The sequence below is a fragment of the Aetokthonos hydrillicola CCALA 1050 genome (genome assembly GCF_017591665.1).
Lineage (GTDB): Bacteria > Cyanobacteriota > Cyanobacteriia > Cyanobacteriales > Nostocaceae > Aetokthonos > Aetokthonos hydrillicola.
This window is the reverse complement of the sequence record NZ_JAAKGC010000013.1, coordinates 61,487-87,393: the sequence shown is the minus strand read 5'-3', so window position 1 is coordinate 87,393 and position 25,907 is coordinate 61,487. Positions and strand designations below refer to the sequence as shown.

Below are 25,907 nucleotides of genomic sequence, written 5' to 3'. Positions count from 1 at the left end.
ACTTGGCTGTGTGACACGATAATTTCGGTTGTTCTGTAGATCTTCTAGAATTTTAGTAGTTAAAATAGTAGTTAAGTAAGGTTCTAACTTTACAATTAATCAAAATTGCTGAGTTTCTAAGTAGATATTTGTAATCATCTTCAAGTTATTGCTTAAAACGTCTTGAGAAGTAGCTACGATGCTCCACGTTCATTAATTCTTGATTTGTTTCTAATGGAAAACACTGAATGAGATTTCAAAATAAACTCTTAAAATGTGGTGAACACTATTAACCAATACACTGCTAACTACTTACATCGATAAAGTTGATAAGGAATACCAATCCGATAGTACTCTTTAGAATCTATATAACAACTAGTCTGTTTAGCAATGACTATATGTTGCGGATAATCTCGGTGTCTTCTTCCAGGTGCAACTATCCATAAATTTAGTCGATTTGTCACTTTAGTAGGTAGTTGAGACAGCTTTTGCCACACAAGTTGAAAATCCGGGGATTGCTTGAAAAAAGCAAAATCAGAAGTTGGGGCGGAAGACGAAATAACTCTGCTCGCATCCCTAAGTTGTTCAAGTGTTAGAGCAAAACTTAACCCCAAAGCTACATCTTGATAATTGCTGTATGCCATTACAACCATAAGTGAAACAGACGGTTCCTGATTCATTGTTTGAGCGACTCGTTCTGGTTCAAAGGGTTTTTGGAAAGTTAAGTTAGAGACAACGAAAATACAACTAATAACACCAACCAATAAAACAACGAATTTTGAACGCCAGGTGCTACAAGTCGACGCAGCGCAAGCGAGCACTGGTTCCTTTTGAATTCTGGTCAGGCTTGCTGCTATTAAAGCACAGACACTAGGATAGTAGACAAAATTATAACGAGGAACAGCAGTAATATCTTTTTTTAAGAAATAGGCTATAGCAAAAAATTCTACTAGCAGCCAAACAGAGAAACTTAATAGAGTTAGTGTAGCTAGATGAGTTGATGGTGTAGACCACAACTCCCTTAAGCCTTTGAAGGCTTCCCTCCCAACCCATATTCCAAACAAAACCATTAATAATCCAGAGATAATTACAATTGGTAGGGGCTGATGTTCCACAGGTAAAGTAATTATCATCAGTATCCAGCCAACGAAAGTTTGATACACCGGGGCTATGTAATTCCCAGTCTCTAACCAATCTGTTTCTCCACGTTGAGAATGATTCAGTATTACCGAAAGCCAAGGAAGAACACTACTCAAAACACCTGTGATAGAGAGAACAAGTGGTAGCAACACTTTACCCTTGTTTAGGATGTTTGCTCTACACCAGTACATGAGCACGAGCAATGTGGCAATTTCAGCAAAGAAGACAAGAATAAAGAAGTAATTAACGTACAAACCGATACTGTTAACGATCGCCCATCCTAGCCACAGCCAAAACCTTATTTTTCGACGCGTTTCAAGATCTTGTTGAATTTGTACCAGTGTCAATAACGCTAAAGCAATCAAGAGCATTGGCAAAGTGTAGTGACGCGCTTCTTGAGAAAGGTAAACGGCAAAAGGTGATACCGCCATTAAAGCAGCAGCTGCTATCCCAGCCGATGGACAAAACGCAATACGATTTACACAATAAATAACTACGATCGCACCCACACCAAACAGCGCCGGTAGAAACCGCAATTTTTCCACCCAAGCTTCTCCTAATGGACTTACCCACCCCAACCAACTGTGCATCAAGCAAAAAAATAGCGGTGGATGAGTGGACTGTGTAGCGATATTTTGAGCAATTTGAGGACAACTCACCCCTGATTGAAAAGTAAAAATTTCTTGCAAACGCTCAAGAGGGAATACCACATCCAATGGCAGATCGTTATACGTTTTACCTAAGCTAAAAATGGCAGTAATCACCTCATCCATCCACAGAGGCTTTAAATCCAAGTGCCAAAATCGCAAGATAGCCCCAAGTGCGATCGCCACAGCTAAACTTAGGTAATGTAGAGACATTGTGTGTTTTGCCATCAGTAGATTACTACGCAATCCTCGTTCAAAATCTAGAATAATAATAGTGAAACTTTACAAATCCAGTGCCGCTAGAATCTTACTCTACTAAAGAGCCGATCTCTTCCCTCAGAGAGGCAGCCATAACAAGTATCCGTAATAGTCTGCGTCTTGGACAGCAGCCAATGGCTGACTGGAGATCTGGTCCCCTTGCTGTGTCAGCTGTTCCTGGTGCTGGTAAATCCACAGGTATGGCTGCTGCTGCTGCGATCGCCATCGCGCGTCAATATGAACGTTCTGCGGAATTACCCCGCAAGACTCGCCGTCAACTGATTGTTGTTACTTTTACTCGCTCAGCTGCTGCCAATATTAAAGCTAAAATCAGCAAATACTTGCGAGATTTATCATTACCCCAAACTGGCTTTGTTGTGCATACTCTACATGGTTTAGCATTAAACATCGCCAGTCGCTACCCAGATTTGTCAGGGTTAGAATTAGCAAATGTTACATTAATCACCCCAAATCAAAGCCACCGTTTCATCCGCACTGCTGTTGAACAATGGATTAGTAACAATCCAGGGCATTATTCTCGCTTACTAGAAGGTATTCAATTTGACGGGGAAGAAACAGAAAGACTCCGACGCCAATCAGTACTGCGCACAGAAGTATTACCAGAACTAGCAACTACGGTAATTCATGAAGCTAAAAGTTCTGGTTTATCACCAGAAGATCTGCACTCGATAAGTCATCAAATCACAGACGCGTATGGAATTTTAAGTATCGCTACTGGATTGTATGAGCAATACCAAAAATTAATGCGATCGCGTGACTTCATCGACTACGATGACATGATTTTAGCTGCTCTCAGAGTACTAGAAAACGAAACCGCGCGTAGAATCGAGCAAAACCAAGTCTTTGCTGTCTTTGAAGACGAAGCACAAGATTCCAGTCCCCTGCAAACTCGACTATTAACAATTCTTGCTACAGAATTAGCACAAGGAGAAAATTCAAAACCTCAAATTAACTTAGTGCGTGTAGGTGACCCAAATCAAGCCATTAACTCAACTTTCACCCCAGCCGATCCAATTTACTTTCGCCGTTTTTGTGAAGAATGCAACACACAAGAACGACTGGCAACAATGGATCAAGCCGGTCGTAGTACTAGAATCATAATTGAAGCTGCCAACTTTGTTTTGGGATGGGTGAACAGTTTTTATGGAGGGAATGAGAACAAAACAGACAAACCCGCTCCCCCACTTCCTTTCCGGAATCAGAAAATTCGCCCAGTTGATCCAGATGACCCCCAAGCAAATGCCAACCCTGAAAAAGTAGGACACGGATTAGAATTATATACTCCGCGTGACATTCATCATACAGTCGAGTTGCTTTCTCAAAGGGTTACTGAATTATTTACTGAAGATCCCACAAACACTAGTGCAGCTATTTTAGTCAGGGAAAATCGCCAAGGAACTTGGTTAGCAGAAGCACTAGCCCCTATATGCAAAGAGCAAAAAATTACGCTTTATGATGTAGCAGCACACGATCGCCATTCCCATGTACCAGAGGAAATTTTAATACTGCTACAATTTTGCGATCGCCCTCATTCACCTGACTACCTAAAAGCAGCACTAACAGTCCTTGTACAAAGACAGTTGATTGAAAGCCAAGATCTCAACACTCTTGCTAGTTTACCCGAAGAATTTTTATATCCTGGTCCCTTAGCTTCACCCCAACCAGAACCAGTTGAGAAAGCAGCAAGATTGTGCCGTAATTTACTTCGCGCCCGCTTAGAACTACCTTTGTACCAAATCATTTCTTTCCTAGCCTTAGCATTAAATTATGATCAAGCAGAACTAGCAACAGCGGATAAACTTTCAGAACGTGTCATCCAGCAAATAGCTGGTAACAATTCCATGAATGCCATGCTGAATGTACTCAGTGAAATAGTGAGTTCCGAACGCTTTGAACCTGTAGAAACAGACAATATAGAAGCACGTTACACTCAGCGCGGTCAACTTACCATTATCACAATGCACAAAGCCAAAGGGCTAGATTGGGACTATGTTTTTATCCCGTTTCTACACGAAAACTTAATTCCTGGGAGATTCTGGGTTCCTCCCCAAAGTCAGTTTTTAGGAGATTTTACCTTATCAGAAGTTGCTCGCGCCCAAATACGTACAGCACTTCATGGTGAATCTTCCCTACCCAGCACCAGTGAAGCTTGGGAACAAGCAAAACACCTAAAAACTGCTGAAGAATACCGTTTATTATACGTCGCTATGACAAGAGCAAAGCGCTTATTGTGGATATCTGCTGCACAAAAAGCCCCATTTACTTGGAGTAAACCAGAGAATTTACAAACTTCAACACCTTGTCCAGTCTTTCCAGCATTAAAGCGCCAATTTCCAGAGTTAATTATTGGTTAACTTATGACCCAAGCACAAATCCAAACCCAAACAAACCCAAAAACATACACCTTTGATGAGTTTATCGAATGGTACCCCGAAAACTCCCCTGTACGCTACGAACTACACAACGGAGTAATAATTGAGATGGCTCCACCAACTGGCGACCATGAAGATATTGTAGGTTTTTTAACAGAGCAGATCGTTAGCGCATTTAAGGAACGTAAGCTACCCTACACGATACCGAAATCAGCTTTGGTTAAGACGCCCGATGGCGAATCTGCTTACATACCTGATGTATTGGTTCTCAATCGTGACAATCTAAAGAATGAACCATTATGGAAAAAAGAATCTACTGTTCTTTACCCTGAAAGTGTAGCGCTGGTTGTTGAAGTTGTTTCAACAAATTGGCGAGATGATTATTATAATAAATTCGCTAATTATGAAGAAATTGGAATACCAGAATATTGGATCGTCGATTATGCAGCATTAGGTGGGCGCAAATTTATCGGTAATCCCAAACAACCAACCGTTTTGGTGTGCGAATTAATTGATGGAGAATACCAAATCACTCCGTTTAGGGGTAGTGATTTGATTGTGTCCCGAACATTCCCAGATTTGAATTTAACCGCGCAACAGGTCTTTGATTCAGTCATTTAACATTTTCTTATACCATTTTTATATAAAGACGCATAGAAAGAAACCCACCGCCTTCTTTCCCTCCCCTTGGCAAGGGGAGGTTAGGAGGGGTAAAAATAATGTGCAGCTTCACAGAAAATTGGTATTAGAAAGTCTATTACAATATACAAATTAAATGTGCAAAAGCATATAGACCCGTAGGGTGGGCAAGCTAAGAACAATTACTTATTGCTTTATTAGCTTGCTACTTTCTCCAAAGAACTGTTAAATTTATCGCTATCCATCAAACCATTTTCCGACAATATTCGGCGTACAGCTACTAAATGTACACTTCGTACGTACGCTTGTTGGTTATAACCAGGTAGAATAACTAATGTACCAGATGATGGATACTGATATATTTTATGTGAACCAGCGGTTGGCACTGTTACAAAACCTAAGCTATAGAGCAAATGTTCTAGCTCACGAAATTTAATTTCTCTAACCATTATGCCGAATCACTCCTTGTAACTGGCTGAGAACATCATTTTTAAATTTAGCAAATTTTTTTATTGCCTCTTGATTTAATATATTAGCTTTAGGTAAGCGTATAGTGATACTTTCACGAGTCTTGGATATGTCAAATTCATCCAAGTTTTCAAAGTATGCTTGTAAATATAGCCAATAAGCTTGACCGTCTTGTGCATCATATACGATTAGGATACATGGCATCGGCTCAAACAGCCACAGTTCCAAATCCGAATGTGTAAGTGTAAAACTAATAGTTTTTTGGTCTGCCAATATAGAGAGTGAATCTGTAGCCTTTAACTGTATATATATTTGGCCATTCTCAATTTCTCCTTGATCATCGTAAGTGAAGATGAGTAAGTCGTAACCATAATCATACTCAACGCGTTCTACAGAGTAACCACACAAGAACGCATATCGTTCAACATAATTAACACTTAAATCTGCTATTACGTGCTCTCTTAGTCTCTTCTTTCTTGGCATCTACTGAATCTTTTTATTTTCAATTCTGTAAATGATATCAAAATCGTGTTTACCAAGCTTAGAACATAGAATATAGCAAGAGAAATGGTTAAAAAATGTAGCGGCGAGTACGTGCGCAGTTTGGGCGGTAAAATGTGGGACAAATTGTGATTAATGAAGACAAGCAGTGAAAGGTTACAAGTATTTGGTGGTGTGACGAAGTTCACGAGAGCGCCTAGAAAATTTCTCTTTGGTGGCTATTCACTGTGGTTGGGGTGGGTTAGTAGCTCGCTGTTTAACAATTTCAATAAACTCATCAGAGGTTACTGTCCTTCCATGCTGCTGAATCCGTAGCACTGCTTCATGTACTGCATCTTCATCATCGCGATGTTCCAAAATGTATTTTTGCAGTTCTTGCTGTGTCATCGCTTCCAGATTTGGTTTGTTCATAAAAACCTCACTTTACCATTTGAACGTATCAGAACTTGTAACCCATCACCAGCTAAAATGTAAACTTCTCCTGTTCTTTTATCTAAACGTACTAAATGCACCGAGAGAAACATTTTTGTTAATTCAGTACATATTCTGTAGCATTCCTTCATTTGCTCTGGTGTCGGTTCCATAATTTTAATTACTGCTATCTCCCTATTCCCTCTTTATTTACTGCTTATAAGGATGACGAATATAACCACATTTCCCGTTCAAACAGACAAATGCTAACCCTTCTGAAAACTTCCCACATTGTTCAAACGTCGGGGGAATAACAAAATTACCGCTTATATCGATATAACCCCACTTACCATTAACCTGTGCTGCGGCTAATCCTTCAGAAAAGTTATATCGTTTTTCTAAATGTTTACAGATAAACCCTCCACTATAGGAATTAGGGATATCCACAATATCGCAGATAAAGCGAGCAGTTATATCTTTATCTGGAGTATCGACAAATTGTGGTTTGATGACAAGTTTACCACTTTTGTCGATATAGCCAATTTTGCCATCAACCTTGACTGCTGCAACTCCTTCAAAAAAGGTACTAATCTCATCAGCCTCTGGTCGGATTACAATGTTTCCATTTTTGTCAATATAACTCCACTCCTCACCAGTTTTGACAACTGCTAAACCTTGGGAAAATTTATAAGCTTCATTAAATTGTGGTTTAATAACAATGTTGCCGCTTTTATCAATATAACCCCACTTACCACCCGTCTTTATTGGTGCTAATCCTTCAGAAAAGTTCCCAGCACCAGTAAATTTCCGATCAATGGTAAAACTTCCACTCTTATCCATATAGCCGCAAGTGCTAACAATACATACTGATGCTAGTCCTTCAGAAAACTTGTTAGCAGCATTTCTAGCAAATTGTGGCTGAATCACAAAGCGCCCTGTCTTGTTTATAAAGCCCCTATTCTGTCCTGAAATCCAAACAAGTGCTAGTCCCTCAGAAAAGTCTAGAGCACCATCAAATAGGGGTTGAATGGCGACTTTACCACGATTGTCTATATAACCTGTCCTACCCTCAATTCTTACACGTGCCAATCCATCTGAAAAATTAGCCGCCGCATCAAAGGTGGGTTTAATTGCATAATCAATGTTTGATGGTGAAACAGTGAAATTTGTCGATTGTATCGGCTCGTACAGAGAGCGATTGATCAAAAAAACAGTGGCAAGGACTCCTATTGCCAAAAAGGTGAATCCAAGAATACTTCTTCTTCTGAAAGACTGGGAAGATCGAGAGATGAGAGGAACTGATGGAGATGATGTAGCTACTGATGTAGGGGGGAGCTGAAGCTGAGCTCTTGGTGCTAGAGCATTAAGTGCTTGTAATGCCTCACTTGCTGATTGGTAACGCTGAGCAAAGTGGTAGCGCACCATTTTTGAGAGTATATCTGCTAGCAAGTCGCTAACTTGAACATAATTGCGCCAAATCAGTTCACCTGTTGTGGTATCTTGGAGTAGCTGTTGAGGCAGTAAGCCTGTGAGAGCTTGGATCCCAACCATACCCACTGCATAAATATCGCTACAAAACTTGGGACTACCATTAGCTTGTTCACTTGGCATATAGCCAGGAGTTCCAACAGCAATGGTGGATCTAACGTGACCTTCAGTATTAACTGCTAAAGTCCCAATCTCTTTAACTGAACCAAAGTCAATTAGCACAATTTTGCCATCTTTGCGGCGTCGGATTAAGTTTTGAGGCTTGATATCTCGATGAATAATACTCCGTTCATGGACAACGACCAATACTTCTAGAATTCCCTGTAACAGCTTAATAACTTCTTGTTCACTAAAACGCTTACCTAAAGTCAGTTCTTTGGTTAAGTCATTGCCATCAATAAACTCTTGAACTAAGTAAAACTCTCCATTTTCTTGAAAGTGGGCAAAAAGCTTTGGTATTTGGTCATGCTGACCTAGTAAATACAAAACTTGTGCTTCTGTTTCAAATAAACGACTAGCAATTGGTAAGACAGACGGGCTAGGACTTGTAAGTTTTAGATGTTTTACAACACATTGGGGGTGACCTGGTAAATCTCTATCTTCCGCCAAGTAAGTGTCAGCAAACCCCCCGGTTCCGAGGTGTCTGATGATTTGGTAGCGATTGCGGAGGATGGTTCCTTGAAGAAGCATAAGCAGATACACTTAACGGCGTTGCTAGGCGGAATTAAAAATTAAAAATTAAAAAAGCTTAAATGATTGGCTTTTCGTTAATTTTGTAGCCCGCAGGGTATGGTTGGGTTATTTCCGCGTTCGCTGTACTACAATCTATATCGTGACAGAGGTTACTTACTTTATTAATTAGTACTGGCTATTATATGTTAGCGCGCTCAAACTCTCATTAAATATCAAAATTCACTAAAAAAGCCAAACTATGATATCATACTGGATCGTGTTGTTTTCACAAAAGAACTCAGGAGTCAGGAGTCTGAATTCAGTATGAATTTTGTACAATTGACGGATGACAATGAGGTCTAAATCCCCAGCGTCTACACAAAGTCTACGATTGGTTGTGTTCTAAACACCCATCCAATTGATTGTGATTCCTGAGTTCTGAATTCTGAGTCCTTCTTTAAGTGCCAAACCATGCCTAAACTGAAAACTCGTAAAGCAGCGTCAAAAAGATTCCGCGTCACTGGGAGTGGTAAGATAGTACGTCGCAAAGCTTTCAAAAATCACCTCCTAGAACATAAGACTACCAATAAGAAGCGAAAGTTCTCGAAAATGGCAGTTGTCAATGAGCGTGATGAAGAAAACGTACGCTTAATGCTTCCCTATTTGTAATTATTTCAGGAATTAAGTTATGACAAGAGTAAAACGCGGTAATGTCGCTCGTAAACGCCGCAATAAAATTCTCAAACTAGCGAAAGGTTTTCGCGGTTCTCACTCAACCCTGTTTAGAACCGCTAACCAACAGGTGATGAAGGCTCTGCGGAATGCTTACCGCGATCGCAAAAAGCGCAAACGCGATTTCCGCCGCCTATGGATCACTCGGATCAATGCTGCTGCACGTCAACATGGTATGAGTTATAGCCAGTTGATCGGCAATCTGAAAAAAGCCAATATCCAGCTAAATCGCAAAATGTTGGCGCAGATGGCAGTTCTGGATCCAAATAGCTTTAGTAAAGTCGCTGAATTGGCAAGTCACGCTAAAGGCTCACGCTAGCAACAGATGTAACGGATTTAGCAACGGATGTAACAGATGTGTCATATGTATCAACTGCAGCGCAAACATCGGCTATATCTGCTGGTATCCGGTGCTATCTGTTGTCTAATAGCTTTTTCGTTTGGTATTGACAATACACAGCTAAAAGTATCTGCTGCCGAATTACCAAAAATTCAGCAGCGAGGATATTTGAATATAGCGGTTAAAGATAATTTGTACCCGTTGGGATTTAAAGACGCAAACGGGAATCTACAAGGCTTTGAAATTGACTTGGCAAAAGCATTAGCGTCTGATTTGTTGGGTAAACCAAATGCTGTAAAATTAAAACCTGTAGCGAATCGCGATCGCTTGTCTCTAGTTTTAGACCACAAAGTAGATCTTGCGATCGCTAGGGTGACAGCAACTTCTTCTCGGAATCGTTTAGTGGATTTCAGTGTTCCATATTACTTTGATGGCACTGTTTTAATCACAAAAGATCCCTCAGTGCAAAAATTGAGTGATTTGGCAAAACGGAAAGTAGCTGTTCTCAAAGACTCTAGCACTATACCAGTGGTGCAGTATTACTTACCCAATGCCGAGTTTGTCGGAGTGAGTTCCTACGAAGAAGCGCGATCGCTCACACAAACTCAAGCTGTATCAGCTTTCGCTGCGGATGGAAGCATCCTTAGTGGTTGGGTAAAAACGGATAATCAATATAGATTGCTACCAACAAAACTATCAACAGAACCCTTATCGGTGGTGATGCCCAAGGGATTACAGTATGATAAATTCCGAGAGCAGGTCAATGAAGCTATTTCTCATTATATAGCTGACGGTTGGCTGCAAAAACAGGCCACCTATTGGGGTCTACCAGAGATGAGTATAAAACTTAAGAATTATTAATATAAATCAATGACTAACAATCTAGCAATTTTTTATCTATCAATTTTGGTAGTTCTGCTTTTATTTGCAGGAGTAAACATTTTGCGTGAGGTTCTGAAAACTCGTAGAGTTAATAGCACTTTCTCAAAATTGAAAAAGAAGCTGAATAACGAAAAAGGCACAACGCAAGAATATTACGAATTAGCTAGCATTTATCTAGAGAAAAAATTATTTTCCCAAGCACTTCCTCTTTTTCAAAAAGCTATTAAAGCGGCTTCAGAAGAACGAGAAGAAAACATTGCGCCGATTTATAACGGGCTTGGTTACGCTTACTTTGCTCAAGAACAATATGATTTAGCAATTCGTCAATATAAAGAGGCTCTAAAAATCAAAGCTGATTATGTGACAGCATTGAACAATCTTGGTCATGCTTATGAGCGTAAAAAATTAAATGCTCAAGCGCTGGAAACTTACGAAGAATCTCTCAAATACGATCCAAAAAACTCTACTGCTAAACGCCGTAGTGAATCTTTAAGGCGTTTGGTATCTGCTTAATGGTTATAGGGCATGGGGCATAGGGCATGCCCAGTTATAACAAATGTGCCGAAAAATTAAGATTCGTATCACTTTAACAACTAGAATGTTGTTAAAGTCTGTGCTTAATTCTAAGCACTATGGGCATTCCAGCCTCTAAAGGAGATGTAAACCCAGTCAAAGCCTTACTTCTTAAAGGCTACAAGTTTTGCGACAATCAGAAGCGATTTAAAAATAAAGCACTCATAGTCCACCTTCAATCGGACTCAGTTCGTTTCATTAAAAGGGAGAACACAGTCATGAAATTGGCTTACTGGATGTATGCAGGTCCCGCCCACATTGGCACTTTGCGAATCGCCAGTTCCTTTAAAAATGTTCATGCTATTATGCATGCTCCACTAGGCGACGACTACTTTAATGTCATGCGGTCGATGCTAGAAAGGGAAAGGAACTTTACACCAGTCACAGCAAGCATTGTTGACCGTAACGTTTTGGCTCGCGGCTCCCAAGAAAAAGTGGTAGACAACATCACCCGCAAAGACGCCGAGGAACACCCAGATTTAATTGTGTTAACTCCCACCTGTACCTCTAGCATTTTGCAAGAAGACCTACAAAACTTTGTGGACAGGGCGCAGATGGATGCAAAATCCGATGTGCTGCTAGCTGATGTTAATCATTACCGTGTCAACGAACTACAAGCTGCTGATCGCACTTTAGATCAAATCGTTCAATATTATATTGAGAAAGCCCGTAAAAAAGGCGAACTTCCAACAACGAAAACCGAAAAGCCTTCGGTCAATATTATTGGTATTTCTACTCTTGGCTTTCACAACCAACACGACTGCACAGAACTGAAGCGGCTCATGGCTGATTTGGGCATTGAGGTAAATGTAGTCATGCCTGAAGGGGCTTCTGTTCATCAGTTAAAAAATCTCCCTCGTGCTTGGTTTAACTTAGTACCATATCGAGAACTGGGTATGATGGCTGCTCGTTACCTACAAGCAGAATTTGGGATACCTTATGTAGACATAACACCTATGGGTGTGGTTGAAACGGCTCGTTGTATCCGCAAGATTCAACAGGTGATTAATGCCCAAGGAGCAGATGTAGACTACGAAGACTTTATTAATGAGCAAACTTTGTATGTCTCTCAAGCTGCATGGTTTTCCCGTTCTATTGACTGTCAGAATTTGACTGGAAAGAAAGCCGTGGTATTTGGTGACAATACTCATGCTGCTGCCATGACCAAGATTTTGGCAAGAGAGATGGGTATTCACGTTGTTTGGGCTGGAACTTATTGTAAGTACGATGCTGATTGGTTCCGTGAACAGGTGAGCGAATATTGCGATGAGGTATTGATTACAGATGATCATGGCCAGATTGGGGATGCGATCGCACGTACAGAACCCTCTGCAATCTTTGGAACCCAAATGGAACGCCATGTTGGTAAGCGTCTAGATATCCCTTGCGGCGTTATTGCGGCACCTATCCATATCCAAAATTTCCCAATTGGTTACAAACCATTCATGGGTTATGAAGGAACAAACCAAATTGCCGACTTAGTGTATAATTCCTTCACTTTGGGGATGGAAGACCATCTGCTGGAAATTTTTGGTGGACACGACACCAAGGAAGTCATCACTAAGGGTATTTCTGCAGATTCTGACCTAACCTGGAATAAGGAAGCTCAGGCAGAACTAAATAAAATACCTGGATTCGTTCGTGGTAAAGTAAAGCGCAACACTGAGAAATTTGCTCGTGACCGGAATCTTGCTGTTATCACCGTGGAAGTGATGTACGCTGCAAAAGAATCGGTAGGCGCATAAACTTAAGACCTAATTATAGTCTGAGAAAAGATTAATGTGAAAAGGGAAAAGGCTGAAATTTAGCCTTTTCCCTTTTCATAATTGCCAAGAAAGTGATAGTGTAACTAGGTGTAGCAATTATGCTGTACAATTGCCTCACTTGAGGAATAATATCTATCACCGCTTAACTGGTCGGTAGTATTTCTTGAACAGTTTAAAGCTAAATAACGAACTAGTTAACTGTTTATAGTTACTAGTTAAAACACTTATATACCATACTCTTTCTGACAAGAAATTTCCGGTTGGACTCTCTTGTGAGCCATCTTGATGTTTTTTGATCAGGTGTAGTTTTGGGTGGTTGCTCTTGTCAGAAGAGTGTAAAACTCCCCATGTCTCAAATCAGGGGTTACAATCTTGTTTTTTGGTAAAAGTTTCAATCACAACGAGTTGTTGTATGTGTAGATACTTGTATTGTTTTAGGCAATTCTTGGAATCGCTAAGGTGCCTAGTCGTATTAGGGTTTGTTTGCTTAATTCTAAGCTGGTCACTTCCTGCTCAAGCAGCCAACCCGACCAATCCACAAATCGAACAACAAGTTTTACAAATAATTCGCGAACACCCGCAGGTCATTCTAGAGTCGTTAGAGGCATATCGCCAGCAATTAGTGCAAAAACTGCGAACAACACAACAGGCATTTTTTCAAGATTTAAAAACTGCTCCTGAGAAGATCATTGGTAAATCTCCCACTACAGGATCACCCAAAGCAAAAGTTTTAATCGTAGAATTTTCTGATTTTCAATGTCCCTATTGTGCAGAGGCTCATAAAACTCTAAACAATCTGATTGACAAACATCGAAATGATGTGACGTTGGTTTACAAAAACTTCCCCATCACACAAATTCACTCTGAAGCTATGCCCGCAGCTAAAGCAGCTTGGGCTGCATCTCAGCAGGGTAAATTTTGGGAATATCATAATGCGTTATTTACGCACCAAAATCAGTTGGGGGAAACACTATATTTGAAAATTGCCAAAGATCTAAATTTGGATTTGCAATTGTTTGCACGAGACAGGCGTATTGCGGATGCTGCAATTAATCAAGATATAGAATTAGCAGAAAAAATAGGGGTTTCTGGCACACCCTTCTTTTTCCTTGAAAGCGAAACGTTCTCTGGTCTTGTACGTCTGCCTGATATCGAAAAAATCTTATCCCAGAGTTCTGGTTAATTGCTTGGTACTATAGCTTTGTAATTAAACGTAAGTACTAATAGCTAAAGTCCATTGGAATGCACTTATTGGCTTTTAATGATTCACTCTGCTTATAAATTATTATAAGCATGGCAGGCAGATAGAATTTTTGGGGATTCTCTTTACGTTTTCTATTCTTAATGCTACAAATAAATCATTATTGCTGGTTTCAGCATTCTTCTTAAAAAGCGCTTTTTTAGAATAGCTGAAAACACTCACGGTGCATCAGAAAATCAGAATTAATACGTAAGAAAAATCGTGAGGCAATCAATGAAAAGTTGGAAAAAGTGCGTAATTTCAACTAGTGTTTTAGCATCATTATGGTCTTATCAAATAGTTAAACCGAGACCGTCGGTAGCTCAAGCTAGACATAATTCTGTCGTAGCAACGGCAAGTTACCTTTCGTCAATGGAACAACAGGTAATTACTGAGATGAATAAGGTGCGTACTGATCCGAAGTCGTACATACCTATTTTGAAAAACTATAGAAGCCGTTTTCAGGGCAATAAAGTTCAAATTTCTGAACATTTCTTTTTACAGACTACTGAAGGAATAAAAGCAGTTGATGAAGCGATCGCTTTTCTAGAAAATGCTACTCCGGTGGGAACTCTTAGCGTGTCTAAGGGAATGTCTTTAGGCGCAAGAGATCTTGTCAATGATCAAGGAGGAAAAGGTATTATTGGTCACTATGGTAGTGATGGCAGTGACCCTTCTGTTCGTATCAATCGTTATGGTTTGTGGCAATCGAGTGCAGGAGAAAATATTAGCTATGGTTCAGCCACCGCTCAAGATATAGTCATGCAGCTAATTATTGATGATGGAGTACCATCACGTGGTCATAGAAACAACTTTTTTAATCCCTCTTTTACAGTAGCAGGAGTTGCCTTTGGAACTCATGCCACATATAAAACAATGTGCGTAATTACTTATGCCGGAAGTTACAAAGAGAAATTTTTCATTGGTCATTTGTAATGATTTTTAAGTAGCTATTAAAAGCAAGTCTTTAGTTATAAATTCGTAGTTGTGGAAGAAAGCGGCTACGAATTTGTCTTTTGTTTCAACATGTAAACATAAAGTAAGGAATAATAGGCATCTAGAGTGGCTACGCTGTAAGCGAATGATGAACCGATGAAAAATATACAACCAAACTCTTGGCTTAAATGCACCAAACCAAATCCTGATGCCTTGGTGCGTTTGTTCTGCTTTCCCTACGCGGGTGCTAGCTCTGTGATTTTTCGTACATGGAACGATAATCTACCTAGTACTGTTGAGGTTTATGCCATCGAACTTCCTGGACGAGGAGTACAGATCAAATCACCACCATTTACGCGGTTAGAACCTCTTGTAGAGGCGATCGCGCAAATCTTGTTACCTCACTTAAACAAGCCATTTGCTTTCTTTGGTCACAGTATGGGTGCTCTAGTCAGCTTTGAGGTGACACGTCTACTCCGTAAAGAATACGGGTTACACACACTTCACCTTTTTCTTTCTGGTAGACGCGCTCCACAAATTCCTGATAGAGATCAACCGATCCACGCCTTACCAGATCCAGAATTCGTTGCGGGATTAAGCAGCTATAATGGTACACCGGCTGCTGTGTTAGAGAATGCAGAATTGATGGAGCTACTTATCCCTACTCTGCGGGCAGATTTTGCGGTTCTGGAAACTTACGTTTATACTCCAGCACCAGCCCTCAATTGTCCCATCACAGCGTTTGGTGGTTTGGGGGATCACAAAGTCAGTTACGATGATCTTCAAGCTTGGCGGGAGCATACAAATGCTGCCTTCTCAGTAGAGATGTTCGATGGGGATCATTTCTTCTTAAACTCGGCACAATCACTTTTGCTACACAGCATTTCTGAAAAACTATCTCGACACATCACTAAGGGGAGATCCACCTACTAATAGCACTGCAAGACTAAGGTACAATGCAAAGAAATATTTAAATTATGAGCATCCCATTTTATGATCTCACCAGAAGTTAACAAAAAATCTAGCGATAAAAGTTTAGAGGCAATGCGGCATTTTTCTGAACAATATGCCAAACGCACTGGAACATTCTTCTGTTCTGAACCCTCCGTTACAGCAGTTGTTATTGAAGGGCTTGCTAAACATAAAGACGATCTAGGAGCCCCTTTGTGTCCGTGTCGCCATTATGAAGACAAGGAAGCAGAAGTAAATGCTGCTTTTTGGAACTGTCCATGTGTACCAATGCGAGAACGCAATGAATGCCACTGTATGCTATTCCTGACTTCAGATAACGAGTTTGCTGGTGATAAGCAGGAAATTTCTTTAGAAACAATCAAACAAGTACGCGACGGTATGGGATGACCGAAAGCATACCTGAACAGTTTTGGCAAGGTGTAGAGCAGTTTAATGCAAGACAGTTCTACGCCTGTCATGATACCTTAGAGGCTCTATGGATTGAAGCAGCAGAGCCAGAAAAGACTTTTTATCAAAGCATTTTACAAATTGCGGTGGCGCTTTATCATTTGGGTAACTCTAACTGGAGAGGTGCAGTCATTTTACTGGGAGAGGGAAGCAATCGCCTCAACCGTTACCCATCCGTCTACAGTGGTATTGATGTAGACCAATTATTAGACCAAAGTGTAGTTTTGTTAAAACTTTTACAACAAACAGACCAGGAATCGATAGCTGGCCTTGATTTGGAACAAGATTTTCCCTTACCTAAAATTGTACAAGTAGCAATTTCAGAGTGAATTGTCAAGTCAGTTGACTTCTATATTATTAACGAAACATTGACAAAAGGCAGGGCGTCTATAAGTTCACTTACGAAATACACTTATAGAGGGGATTTCAAGTTCCTTGTTACAAAAAATTAGAATAAACAACACTAGACTTTAGCTAAATTCTTATGATATCGAGTTATCAATTACTTAAATTGCAGATAAATCGGTCTGTTTTAGCTTTGCTCCTACCCACTGTACTGGGGAATATATTCGTATTGCCCACTCTAGTACAAACTGCTACAGCACAACAATCTGGAGACAATCGAGCGCTGACGATTCGCTCTGATCACGAAGAATACGATTCTAAAACTCAGGTAGCAACTGCTCGTGGTAATGTTCAAATGTATTATCCTGCTCGGGGTATTCAGGCAACAGCTGCCCAAGCCCAATACTTCAGTAAGGAACGTCGTATTGTTTTAAGTGGTAATGTGTACATTCTCCAAAATGGAGGCAATAGTATTAGAGGAGAGACAGTTACGTATCTCATTGACGAAGGAAGATTTATTGCCAAACCTCAAAGCAACCAACAGGTAGAATCTATATATATAGTTAATGACACCAACCCTAATAACCAAGCAACTACACCAGCGCCAAAAACACCTCCTTTGAAGCGGCGATAGAGTAAATTTCTGTGGGCTTAGCCTTCCAGAGAGAACTAGCATATTGCCCCTTGGTCAATGGCGTTAGAAATCATAACTCAAAAAAAGCCAATCGTGAAAATTGTTTTAGAGAACATTCACAAATCCTACGGAAAGCGAGTTATTGTTAATCGGGTTAACCTTTCTGTTGCTCAAGGTGAAATAGTTGGTTTACTAGGTCCCAATGGGGCTGGTAAAACCACAACTTTTTATATTGCTACAGGTTTAGAAAAACCGGATCGGGGAACAGTTTGGTTAAGTAACCAGGATATTACTGGATTACCGATGCACAAAAGAGCCCGACTGGGTATTGGTTATCTAGCTCAAGAAGCGAGTGTTTTTCGTCAACTGAGTGTGCGCGATAACATTCGGTTGGTGCTAGAACAAACTAATGTACCACGCTGGCAATGGTCACGCCGAACAGAAAGTTTATTGCAAGAGTTTCGTTTGGAAAAAGTAGCTAATAGCAAAGGAATTCAATTGTCTGGAGGTGAAAGACGTCGGACAGAGTTAGCACGAGCGTTGGCAGCTGGAAAGGAAGGACCAAAATTTTTATTTTTGGATGAGCCATTTGCTGGAGTTGATCCTATAGCAGTCTCGGAAATTCAGCAAATTGTGGCACAATTGCGCGATCGCGAGATGGGTATCTTAATCACAGATCATAACGTCCGCGAAACCCTTGCAATCACAGATCGAGCTTATATCATGCGTGAAGGGCAAATCCTTGCTTTTGGTAGTTCCAAAGAACTTTACAATAATCCTCTAGTCAGGCAATATTACCTCGGTAATAACTTCCAAGTTTAAACAGTTATCAGTGAACAGTAAACAGTTATCACTGAATAGTCAAGCTGATAACTGATAATTGAGAACTGATAACTGATCCTGTCAACCTATTCCCACACTTGACTAGTGACTAAATTATTCAAGTCTTTTGCAACTCTCAATTCGCTGTTACCTATTTCCATAATGGATCGTTACCTGATCAGCGAATTGCTACCACCGTTTTTATTTGGTGTTGGGGCTTTTTCTTCGCTAGGTATCACAATTGACGTTATGTTTGAACTCATACGGAAAGTTGTGGAAGCCGGGCTCCCCATAAATATTGCCATAAATGTTTTTTTATTAAAGTTACCGTATGTTATCGTTTATGCTTTTCCTTTATCGACTCTGTTGGCGACTTTGATGACATACAGTCGTCTTTCTAGCGAAAGCGAACTGATCGCTTTGCGTGCTTGTGGCGTCAGTGTTTACCGTATGGTCCTTACTGCCGTCGTTTTGAGTTTTATTGTCACAGGAATGACATTTATTTTTAACGAGCAAATTGTCCCAGCAGCAAATTATCAAGCAACTGCTACCCTACAAAAAGCTCTCAAGGGAGATAAACCACCCATTGCTCAGCAAGATAACTTCCTTTATCCTGAAAAGCGGGAAGTTCCTTTACCAGACGGTACTACCCAGAAGATTTTAACTCGCTTATACTACGCCGATCAGTTTGATGGTAAGCAGTTCAAAGGTCTAACAATTATAGACCGTTCCAGAGAAGGCGTCAATCAAATTATCGCTGCACAAATAGGAGAATGGAATCCATCCCAAAATATTTGGGATATTTACAACGGAACGATATATTTAGTCGCCCCAGATCGTTCCTATCGTAATATTGTCTGGTTTAAACACCAACGATTGAAATTACCTCGTACAGCATTTGAACTAGCAGAAAAAACTCGTGACTACGGCGAAATGAATATTGCCCAAGCGATACAGCAACTAGCAATTGTACGCCTTGGTGGTGATGAGCAAAAAATCCGTAAGCTCCAAGTTCGGATTCAACAAAAAGTCGCCTTACCCTTCGTCTGCGTAGTTTTCGGCTTAGTTGGTGCAGCTATGGGAACCATCCCTCAGCGCACAGGGCGAGCCACAAGTTTTGGGGTTAGTATTATAGTTATTTTTACCTATTATTTATTTTACTTTATTAGTGGTGCGATCGCAGAAGCAGGTATCTTTTCTCCATTTATAGGCGCTTGGCTACCCGACTTTCTGTTTTTAGGAGTAGGTTTGTTCTTATTAAGACGTGTTGCTCAAAGGTAATGGGCATGGGGCATGGGGCATGGGGCATAGGGCATGGGGCATAGAGTATTGGGTAATAGAGAAAAGAGATTATGTCCAAACAAAATTAATTTCCACATGCTTTACGATACCGTACCCACAACTGTCGTCTGTATATAAACCGGTGTCGCTGTTCCTTGTTGATCCCATGCCCTATGCCCTATGCCCCATGCCCATACCCCTTGCCTGTCTAATATTCTTCCTGCTTTGATCTAATAATAGAGATGTTCGAGGATACAAGAGAATGCCTTGGTTTGTCAAAATTGAGGAAGGGAAAGTCGATAAACCCATTTTCGACCAATATGTGCCTGCCCACAAAGCCTACGTGCAAGAGTTGATCGTCAAAGGACATAAAGCGAAAACAGGTTACTGGGGGTGTAGGGGCGGTGGCATGATGCTATTTGAGGCCGAGTCGATGGATGAAGCGAAAAATATTGTAGAGGGAGATCCCTTGGTACAAAACAGCTGCGTTAATTATCAACTTTACGAATGGCGAATTGTTGTGGAATAACACACAATTATCTAAATTTAATGCTATGCTGTTTTTAGACCTGGATCTATGCGACTTCAACGCCCAAATCTTGTCAGGACCGGAAGGTAGCAGCAATACGGGATGCTTGTGGTAGGCGTAGTCTCCGGGTCGCCCTATTTTAGGAGCGCAAGAGCAGCAATGCCTGGTTTTGGAGATATTGTTAAAAAAGCTTTTTACCTCGGTGTTGGGTTGGCTTCTTACGCAGGCGAGAAAGCTGGTGGAACAGTCGCAGAAATGCGATCACAAGTCCAAAAGCTGGCAGATGAAATGGTAGCACGTGGCGAAATGACAACAGAGGAAGGACGCCGCTTTGTCGAAGATATGATGAGGCAAGCCCAACAGCCACCAACTTCTGATGCCACGGTTGAGAAAAAACCCTCCTCTGAACCTCGCCGCATTGAAATTTTAGAGGAAGAAGACAAACCAACAACAGAAAAACAGACACCTAACGAAAATATAGATAACTTACGCACACAAGTAGTAGAACTACAAGAAGAGTTAAAACGGCTCCAGCGTGATCAAAGTTAATTGTTGTATTTATTATATGAATAATTCAAGGTTGACCCCACAGCTTCAGGCTATCAAGTATTAAGCTGGTAAGAGACACTTGATGAAACTAAATTTATAATATAGTGTCCTGCCGTTGGTAGCCAGTAAGGACGTGAATTTTATGGACAAGTGGCAAAAAGAGTTTTGGGAAATGCTACAAACAGTAGCGGATGAAGTAGTTGATCGCTTCTTGTTGGGGATGACTGAAATGGTAGACAACTTTTTTGAACTTACCGAAGAAGTTAGCGAGCAATTCCAAAATACAATCATCACTGAAGTGGATCAATATTTACAAGAGTTGGCAGAACCAATTTTTGACGCTTACTGGGAACTAGAAGAAGCTATTAGTGATGAGGCAGAGCCGACTTTTCCTTATTCAGTTGAAGCTACATTAGAACAAAATCCAGCCTGCATCGGTTGCCGTCACTATCACGGGCAAGCATATAACGGAAACTTGTTAGTTTGTGGAATGCATCCTTACGGGTGGGAAAATGAGCATTGTCCAGACTGGGAACAAGAAGAGTTTTAAACAAGTTGTTTTTACTCGTTAATGATTATGGAAATCAAGTATGGCGAACGCAATATTGCGGAAGGTCAATTAATCACGTTTCCCAACCCGCGCTTGGGAAGGCGATATGATATAAACATTACCTTACCAGAATTTACATGTAAATGCCCATTCTCAGGGTATCCTGACTTTGCCACAATTCACATTACCTACATACCTGATGAACGTGTAGTGGAATTGAAAGCTATCAAGCTTTACATTAACAGTTACCGCGATCGCTACATTTCCCACGAAGAATCGATTAATCAAATCTTAGATGATTTTGTTGCAGCCTGTGATCCACTAGAAGTTACTGTCAAAGGAGATTTCTCCCCGCGAGGTAATGTCCACACAGTCATTGAAGTGCGTCATCTTAAGCAACCAAAATAAGCTCAGTGAACTAGTTAAACAAAATTCATTACACACAGCATTTTCCTGTTCGTTGTTAAAAGACTTATAAATCGGCAAAGGGCTCTTTCCGAAAAGAGACTTTCACGGTTTTGCTAGAGTGAACAAACCAGGATTTTTTAGTTCCACCTCCAATAAAATCAAGCAGCCGAGGCAACTCATGCTCACAAATACTTTACTTCTTTCTAAACAGCTCCCGACTTTAGAATATTCCTCAACAGTAGAACGATTCGATGAAACTTGGGAACCACCCTTGGCTACTCTCTTGGGATTAGGACGTGCTGCCGGTGCTGACTTCATCGAGTTTTTTCTAGAGCGTGTTAATTATATCAGTTGCCTTGCTGAAGAAGATGCCATCACCAGTATTACACCACGTCTTTCTACAGGTGCAGGAGTCAGACTATTTCGTGGCAAAGGTGATTGCTACGTCAGTACAAACGATCTTTCCTTTTCCGGTTTGTTAGCAGCTTTGGAAAAAGGGCTTTCAATCTTGGGATTGCAACTCCCTGCTCCCAATGCTTTTGTTCCAGAAATCAACCTAGAACTTCTTAGAGACTATGGCACAAAAAGAGGTAAAGATGGATGGTTACCTCTATGTAGCTCTATGAGGGAAATGGGAGAAATCTTACTTGATGGTACTGCCAAACTCGCGCAAAAAGCAACACATGTTCAATCACGCCGCGCCACCTATTTCCGTGACTGGCAAGAAATCTTAGTGGCTGCTAGTGATGGTACTTTTGCCCGTGATATTCGCCTCACTCAATCGGTAGGATTTAATATTTTGTGTGCTGACGGAGCAAATCGCGCTTCTATAGGTGAACGTGCTGGGCTCACCAGCGATCCTAACTTCCTGAAAACTTGGGATTACGAACAAGCAGCAGAACAAATTGCTGAGTCCGCAGGAAAAATGCTTTACGCTGATTACGTAGAATCTGGTACTTACCCGATCATCATGGCAAATCACTTTGGTGGAGTAATTTTCCATGAAGCATGTGGTCACTTGCTAGAAACCACTCAAATTGAACGCAAAACAACTCCTTTTGCCGATAAAAAAGGCGAAAAAATCGCCCATGAAAGCCTCACTGCTTGGGATGAAGGGCGCTCGGAAAATGCCTTCGGAACTATTGATATGGATGATGAAGGAATGCCAGCCCAAAGAACGCTATTAATTGAAAAAGGCGTTTTAAAGAACTTTTTAGCAGATAGAGCCGGTTCCTTACGTACAGGAAACCCCAGAACTGGTAGTGGAAGGCGTCAAAGTTATACCTTTCCCGCTGCTAGCCGTATGCGCAATACATACATTGCTACTGGTGATTACAGTGTTGAGGATTTATTTGCCTCGATTGACAAAGGGATCTACTGTAAAAAGATGGGTGGTGGTAGTGTTGGAGCTACAGGTCAATTTAACTTTGGTGTAGATGAAGCTTATTTAATTGAAAATGGTAAAATCACCAAGCCACTTAAAGGAGCTATCCTAATCGGTGAAGCAAAGGAAATTATGAATAGAATTTCCATGTGCTCCCAAGATCTGTCATTAGCACCAGGTTTCTGTGGCTCCGTTAGTGGAAGTATCTACACTACAGTAGGACAACCCCACATTAAAGTTGATGAAATTACCATAGGCGGACGTTGAAGAGGGAGTCAGAATTCAGAATTCAGAATTCAGGAGTCAGAATTCAGAATCTCTCTGATTTTATTTTGTAGTGCGGGCATCTTGCCCGCTTCAGTAGTAAAGTAGGGACTAAGATCCAGGCTTCAGTCATAAAGTAGGGAGCAAGATGCTCCCACTACCGTCTTTTTTGCACTCCGAAAGGGAGGCTTCGGTTAAAATCTAATTCTCAAATCCAGAATCTAAAATTAACTATGGCGAATATCGATAGTATTGCAAATCATGCCAGGGAAAGCGCAGATAAGCTTGGCATAAAAAAATTTGATGTTTATGGTTCAACAGTAGATCAAACCAGTGTCCAAGTAGATCAAGGTGAGCCTAAACAAGTGAAAGCCTCTAGTCTTTCTGGTGTTATCGTCCGGGTTTGGAATGAAGACAACACCATGGGTGTCACCACCACAACAGATGTAGATCCTAGGGGACTTGAATTGGCTTTGAAAACAGCTTATGAAGCAAGTTTCTTTGGTGTAAAGGAAAATGTTCCTGATTTTAGTCCAGAAGCAACTCTTCCCTTGGAACAAACACACCACGAAAAAGTAAAGCAAGCACCTGTTTCAGAACTTATAGACAGTTTATTATCTGCTGAAAAAGAAATTCTTGCAGCACATTTGGCTATTAAAGGAGTTCCTTATAACGGTTTGGGACAGAGCAACCGTGATAAGTTCTATCTCAATAGCGATGGTGCAATGAGAACTGAATCTCACTCTTTCTCACAGATTTCTTTATACAGTAAAACAGAGGAAGAGGGAAAAAAACCTCGAGGTGCTGGTGCTTTTAGAATCAGCCGAAGTCTAGATGAATTAGACATTAATGGTTGTATCAAAGAAACAGTAGACAAAACTATTAGTCACTTAAACTATCAAAAAATTCAGAGTGGTAAATATCAAGTTGTTTTTTCCCCAGAAGCTTTTTTAAGTCTCCTAGGAGCTTTTTCCAACTTGTTCAATGCTCAAAATATTCTCGATAAACAAAGTCTCTCCACTCCAGACGATATAGGAAAGCAAATTGCTTCTCCTTTACTTTCTGTATATGATGATGCACTACATCCAGCTAATCTAGGAGCAGAAGCTTTTGATGGAGAAGGAACTCCTACTCGCCAAGTTTCACTTATTGAAAACGGCATTTTGACAGGTTTTCTTCACAGTGCTGGTACTGCTAAAAGACTGAATAGCAAACCTACAGGGAATGCTAATATTGGAGCAAAAGTAAGTGTTAGTCCCAACTTTTATCACGTCTTCGCTAGCGCACCTGGTGAACAAGAATTAAGCTTGGAAACCGCGAAGAATGTCATTTTTATTGATGATTTGCAAGCTCTCCATGCAGGAGTAAAATCTTTACAAGGATCTTTCTCTTTGCCATTTGATGGTTGGCTTGTGAATGACGGTGTTAAAACAAGCATTGAATCAGCAACAGTTGCCGGGGATTTCTTAGAACTCCTGAAATCGATCATTCTTGTTGAAAAAGAAGCGAAGTTAACTCCTGGTGGAGTATGTCCTCACATCTGGGTTAATGAACTTTCTATTACTGGGGAGTAGCTTTTTACATGCCCCTTTGGGGCGGGTGTAGGGTCAGAAATTAGCCCTACACTTTTCCACTACCGATCAGATACAATAAAGCCATACGTACGGCGACACCACTGGTTACTTGGGTTTGGATGAGACTCATTTCGGGATCATCCATTAAATCCGAGCTGATTTCAACACCACGGTTCACAGGACCAGGATGTAAAAGTTTTACATCTGGCTTGCACAGTCGTAGTTTAGAGCGTGTAAGGCCAAACAATTGATGATATTCTCGTAAAGAAGGTAATAAGTGGGTAGTCATGCGCTCTTTTTGCAAGCGCAAGCTCATAACAAAATCAGCGTCTTCCAAAGCTGGCTCTAGTTTCCAATGTAGAAACAGTTTACCTGGTCTATCTTTACCATAATCTGCAAATAACTTAGGTAATAAAGTTGGTGGTGCAGCTAGATGAACTTGCGCACCACTTGCTGTTAAACTCCAAATATTTGATCTGGCTACCCTTGAGTGTAAAATATCTCCAACAATGGCAATTTTTTTATCCTTCAAAAGTTCAAGATGAGGATAATTTGGATCAATAAGAGTACAAATAGTAAATAAGTCTAGTAGCGCTTGAGAAGGATGTTCATGGAGTCCATCTCCAGCATTGAGGACACCAACTCGTACACCTAGACGATCCATTTCTTGGGCGATCGCGCCAGGTACTCCTGCTTCTCGATGGCGAATCACCATGATATCAGTTCCCATAGCTAAATAAGTTTTCGCCGTATCGAGAATAGTTTCTCCTTTTGTCATTGAGGATGTAGAGGAGGCAAAATTTAGCGTATCTGCTGAGAGTCGCTTAGCTGCTAGTTCAAAGCTGCTACGAGTGCGAGTAGAGGGTTCAAAAAATAAATTCGCCACCACCTGTCCTTGTAAAGTAGGCACTTTCTTTGTCCGTCGCGACAACACTTCCTGAAAGCTAGCAGCAGTTTGTAAAACAGCATTGTATTCAGTAGTAGTGAAGTCAGCTAGGGAAAGAATGTGGTGACGAGTCCAGGTAGTAGTAGGCATAAATGGTTATTAACTTTTCACAACGAGAAGCGTGGTAGCATCTCTAC

At 40.8% G+C, this 25,907-nt stretch carries 28 protein-coding genes and 1 other RNA gene; 22 read left to right on the top strand and 7 right to left on the bottom strand.

Going from position 1 to position 25,907, the window contains the following annotated elements; translation table 11 throughout:
- Positions 1–287: 287 nt before the first annotated feature.
- Positions 288–1,994, bottom strand: coding sequence for a glycosyltransferase family 39 protein (locus G4P69_RS09270; protein WP_208344937.1), 1,707 nt, complete (start codon positions 1,992–1,994; stop codon positions 288–290).
- Positions 1,995–2,059: 65 nt separating this feature from the next.
- Between G4P69_RS09270 and G4P69_RS09265 the strand changes: the two genes are divergently transcribed.
- Entirely contained in the window at positions 2,060–4,399 is a 2,340-nt protein-coding gene (locus tag G4P69_RS09265; protein ID WP_208344936.1) for an ATP-dependent helicase, read from the top strand.
- A 3-nt stretch (positions 4,400–4,402) separates the two neighbouring features.
- Positions 4,403–5,038: a Uma2 family endonuclease gene (locus tag G4P69_RS09260; protein WP_208344935.1), complete on the top strand. Its 636-nt coding sequence runs from the start codon at positions 4,403–4,405 to the stop codon at positions 5,036–5,038.
- A gap of 215 nt (positions 5,039–5,253) precedes the next feature.
- On the opposite strand, the gene G4P69_RS09255 is transcribed toward G4P69_RS09260, so the two are convergent.
- The 5 genes from G4P69_RS09255 to G4P69_RS09235 form a co-directional block, all read right to left on the bottom strand.
- Positions 5,254–5,505 carry a type II toxin-antitoxin system HicA family toxin gene (locus G4P69_RS09255; protein ID WP_208344934.1) on the bottom strand — a complete coding sequence of 84 codons (252 nt, stop codon included), beginning with the start codon at positions 5,503–5,505 and terminating at the stop codon, positions 5,254–5,256.
- Entirely contained in the window at positions 5,498–6,007 is a 510-nt protein-coding gene (locus G4P69_RS09250; protein WP_208349511.1) for a DUF4365 domain-containing protein, read from the bottom strand. The genes G4P69_RS09255 and G4P69_RS09250 overlap by 8 nt, the downstream gene beginning before the upstream one ends.
- 240 nt (positions 6,008–6,247) lie before the next feature.
- A complete protein-coding gene (locus G4P69_RS09245; RefSeq protein WP_208344841.1) occupies positions 6,248–6,436 on the bottom strand; it encodes a DUF6887 family protein in 189 nt (62 codons plus the stop codon).
- The gene (locus G4P69_RS09240; protein WP_208344840.1) at positions 6,433–6,609 is read right to left on the bottom strand and encodes a DUF6888 family protein; all 177 of its coding nucleotides are present in this window, start codon (positions 6,607–6,609) and stop codon (positions 6,433–6,435) included. Before G4P69_RS09240 ends, G4P69_RS09245 begins: the two co-directional genes overlap by 4 nt.
- A 37-nt stretch (positions 6,610–6,646) precedes the next feature.
- Complete coding sequence (locus G4P69_RS09235) at positions 6,647–8,614, bottom strand: WG repeat-containing protein (protein ID WP_208344839.1); 1,968 nt, start codon at positions 8,612–8,614, stop codon at positions 6,647–6,649.
- A 453-nt stretch (positions 8,615–9,067) separates the two neighbouring features.
- Between G4P69_RS09235 and rpmI the strand changes: the two genes are divergently transcribed.
- From rpmI to G4P69_RS09135, 20 genes are all read left to right on the top strand, one after another.
- Positions 9,068–9,265 (top strand): 50S ribosomal protein L35, encoded by a 198-nt coding sequence (rpmI, locus tag G4P69_RS09230; RefSeq protein ID WP_208344838.1) that lies wholly within the window; start codon positions 9,068–9,070, stop codon positions 9,263–9,265.
- Between the two features lie 19 nt (positions 9,266–9,284).
- Entirely contained in the window at positions 9,285–9,647 is a 363-nt protein-coding gene (gene rplT / locus G4P69_RS09225; RefSeq protein ID WP_208344837.1) for a 50S ribosomal protein L20, read from the top strand.
- Positions 9,648–9,692: 45 nt separating this feature from the next.
- On the top strand, positions 9,693–10,529 hold the full coding sequence (locus G4P69_RS09220) for a transporter substrate-binding domain-containing protein (RefSeq protein WP_243902919.1): 837 nt from the start codon (positions 9,693–9,695) through the stop codon (positions 10,527–10,529).
- 9 nt (positions 10,530–10,538) lie between these two features.
- Entirely contained in the window at positions 10,539–11,063 is a 525-nt protein-coding gene (locus G4P69_RS09215) for a tetratricopeptide repeat protein (protein WP_208344836.1), read from the top strand.
- A 278-nt stretch (positions 11,064–11,341) separates the two neighbouring features.
- Positions 11,342–12,868, top strand: a complete 1,527-nt coding sequence (gene bchB, locus G4P69_RS09210) for a ferredoxin:protochlorophyllide reductase (ATP-dependent) subunit B (protein ID WP_208349509.1) — start codon at positions 11,342–11,344, stop codon at positions 12,866–12,868.
- Between the two features lie 433 nt (positions 12,869–13,301).
- Entirely contained in the window at positions 13,302–14,072 is a 771-nt protein-coding gene (locus G4P69_RS09205) for a DsbA family protein (RefSeq protein WP_208344834.1), read from the top strand.
- A gap of 291 nt (positions 14,073–14,363) precedes the next feature.
- Positions 14,364–15,065 carry a CAP domain-containing protein gene (locus G4P69_RS09200; RefSeq protein ID WP_208344833.1) on the top strand — a complete coding sequence of 234 codons (702 nt, stop codon included), beginning with the start codon at positions 14,364–14,366 and terminating at the stop codon, positions 15,063–15,065.
- Between the two features lie 156 nt (positions 15,066–15,221).
- On the top strand, positions 15,222–15,998 hold the full coding sequence (locus G4P69_RS09195) for a thioesterase II family protein (protein ID WP_208349508.1): 777 nt from the start codon (positions 15,222–15,224) through the stop codon (positions 15,996–15,998).
- 60 nt (positions 15,999–16,058) lie between these two features.
- Complete coding sequence (locus tag G4P69_RS09190) at positions 16,059–16,424, top strand: ferredoxin thioredoxin reductase catalytic beta subunit (RefSeq protein WP_208349507.1); 366 nt, start codon at positions 16,059–16,061, stop codon at positions 16,422–16,424.
- Entirely contained in the window at positions 16,421–16,813 is a 393-nt protein-coding gene (locus G4P69_RS09185; RefSeq protein WP_208349506.1) for a DUF309 domain-containing protein, read from the top strand. The genes G4P69_RS09190 and G4P69_RS09185 overlap by 4 nt, the downstream gene beginning before the upstream one ends.
- Positions 16,814–16,968: 155 nt before the next feature.
- Entirely contained in the window at positions 16,969–17,463 is a 495-nt protein-coding gene (locus G4P69_RS09180) for an LptA/OstA family protein (protein ID WP_208349504.1), read from the top strand.
- Between the two features lie 93 nt (positions 17,464–17,556).
- Positions 17,557–18,285 carry an LPS export ABC transporter ATP-binding protein gene (lptB, locus tag G4P69_RS09175; protein ID WP_208349501.1) on the top strand — a complete coding sequence of 243 codons (729 nt, stop codon included), beginning with the start codon at positions 17,557–17,559 and terminating at the stop codon, positions 18,283–18,285.
- A 162-nt stretch (positions 18,286–18,447) separates the two neighbouring features.
- Positions 18,448–19,566: an LptF/LptG family permease gene (locus G4P69_RS09170; RefSeq protein ID WP_208349489.1), complete on the top strand. Its 1,119-nt coding sequence runs from the start codon at positions 18,448–18,450 to the stop codon at positions 19,564–19,566.
- 262 nt (positions 19,567–19,828) lie between these two features.
- Positions 19,829–20,095: a YciI family protein gene (locus G4P69_RS09165; RefSeq protein WP_208349488.1), complete on the top strand. Its 267-nt coding sequence runs from the start codon at positions 19,829–19,831 to the stop codon at positions 20,093–20,095.
- Between the two features lie 37 nt (positions 20,096–20,132).
- Positions 20,133–20,229: signal recognition particle sRNA small type (ffs, locus tag G4P69_RS09160), an RNA gene on the top strand.
- A 25-nt stretch (positions 20,230–20,254) separates the two neighbouring features.
- Entirely contained in the window at positions 20,255–20,644 is a 390-nt protein-coding gene (locus G4P69_RS09155) for a phasin family protein (RefSeq protein ID WP_208349487.1), read from the top strand.
- 142 nt (positions 20,645–20,786) lie between these two features.
- Positions 20,787–21,194: a hypothetical protein gene (locus tag G4P69_RS09150; protein ID WP_208349486.1), complete on the top strand. Its 408-nt coding sequence runs from the start codon at positions 20,787–20,789 to the stop codon at positions 21,192–21,194.
- Positions 21,195–21,221: 27 nt separating this feature from the next.
- Positions 21,222–21,602: a preQ(1) synthase gene (gene queF / locus G4P69_RS09145; RefSeq protein WP_208349484.1), complete on the top strand. Its 381-nt coding sequence runs from the start codon at positions 21,222–21,224 to the stop codon at positions 21,600–21,602.
- 178 nt (positions 21,603–21,780) lie between these two features.
- Positions 21,781–23,253 (top strand): TldD/PmbA family protein, encoded by a 1,473-nt coding sequence (locus G4P69_RS09140; protein ID WP_208349480.1) that lies wholly within the window; start codon positions 21,781–21,783, stop codon positions 23,251–23,253.
- A gap of 230 nt (positions 23,254–23,483) precedes the next feature.
- Positions 23,484–24,824, top strand: a complete 1,341-nt coding sequence (locus G4P69_RS09135) for a TldD/PmbA family protein (RefSeq protein ID WP_208346028.1) — start codon at positions 23,484–23,486, stop codon at positions 24,822–24,824.
- 46 nt (positions 24,825–24,870) lie between these two features.
- On the opposite strand, the gene G4P69_RS09130 is transcribed toward G4P69_RS09135, so the two are convergent.
- Positions 24,871–25,860 (bottom strand): aspartate carbamoyltransferase catalytic subunit, encoded by a 990-nt coding sequence (locus G4P69_RS09130; RefSeq protein WP_208349478.1) that lies wholly within the window; start codon positions 25,858–25,860, stop codon positions 24,871–24,873.
- Positions 25,861–25,907: the final 47 nt, after the last annotated feature.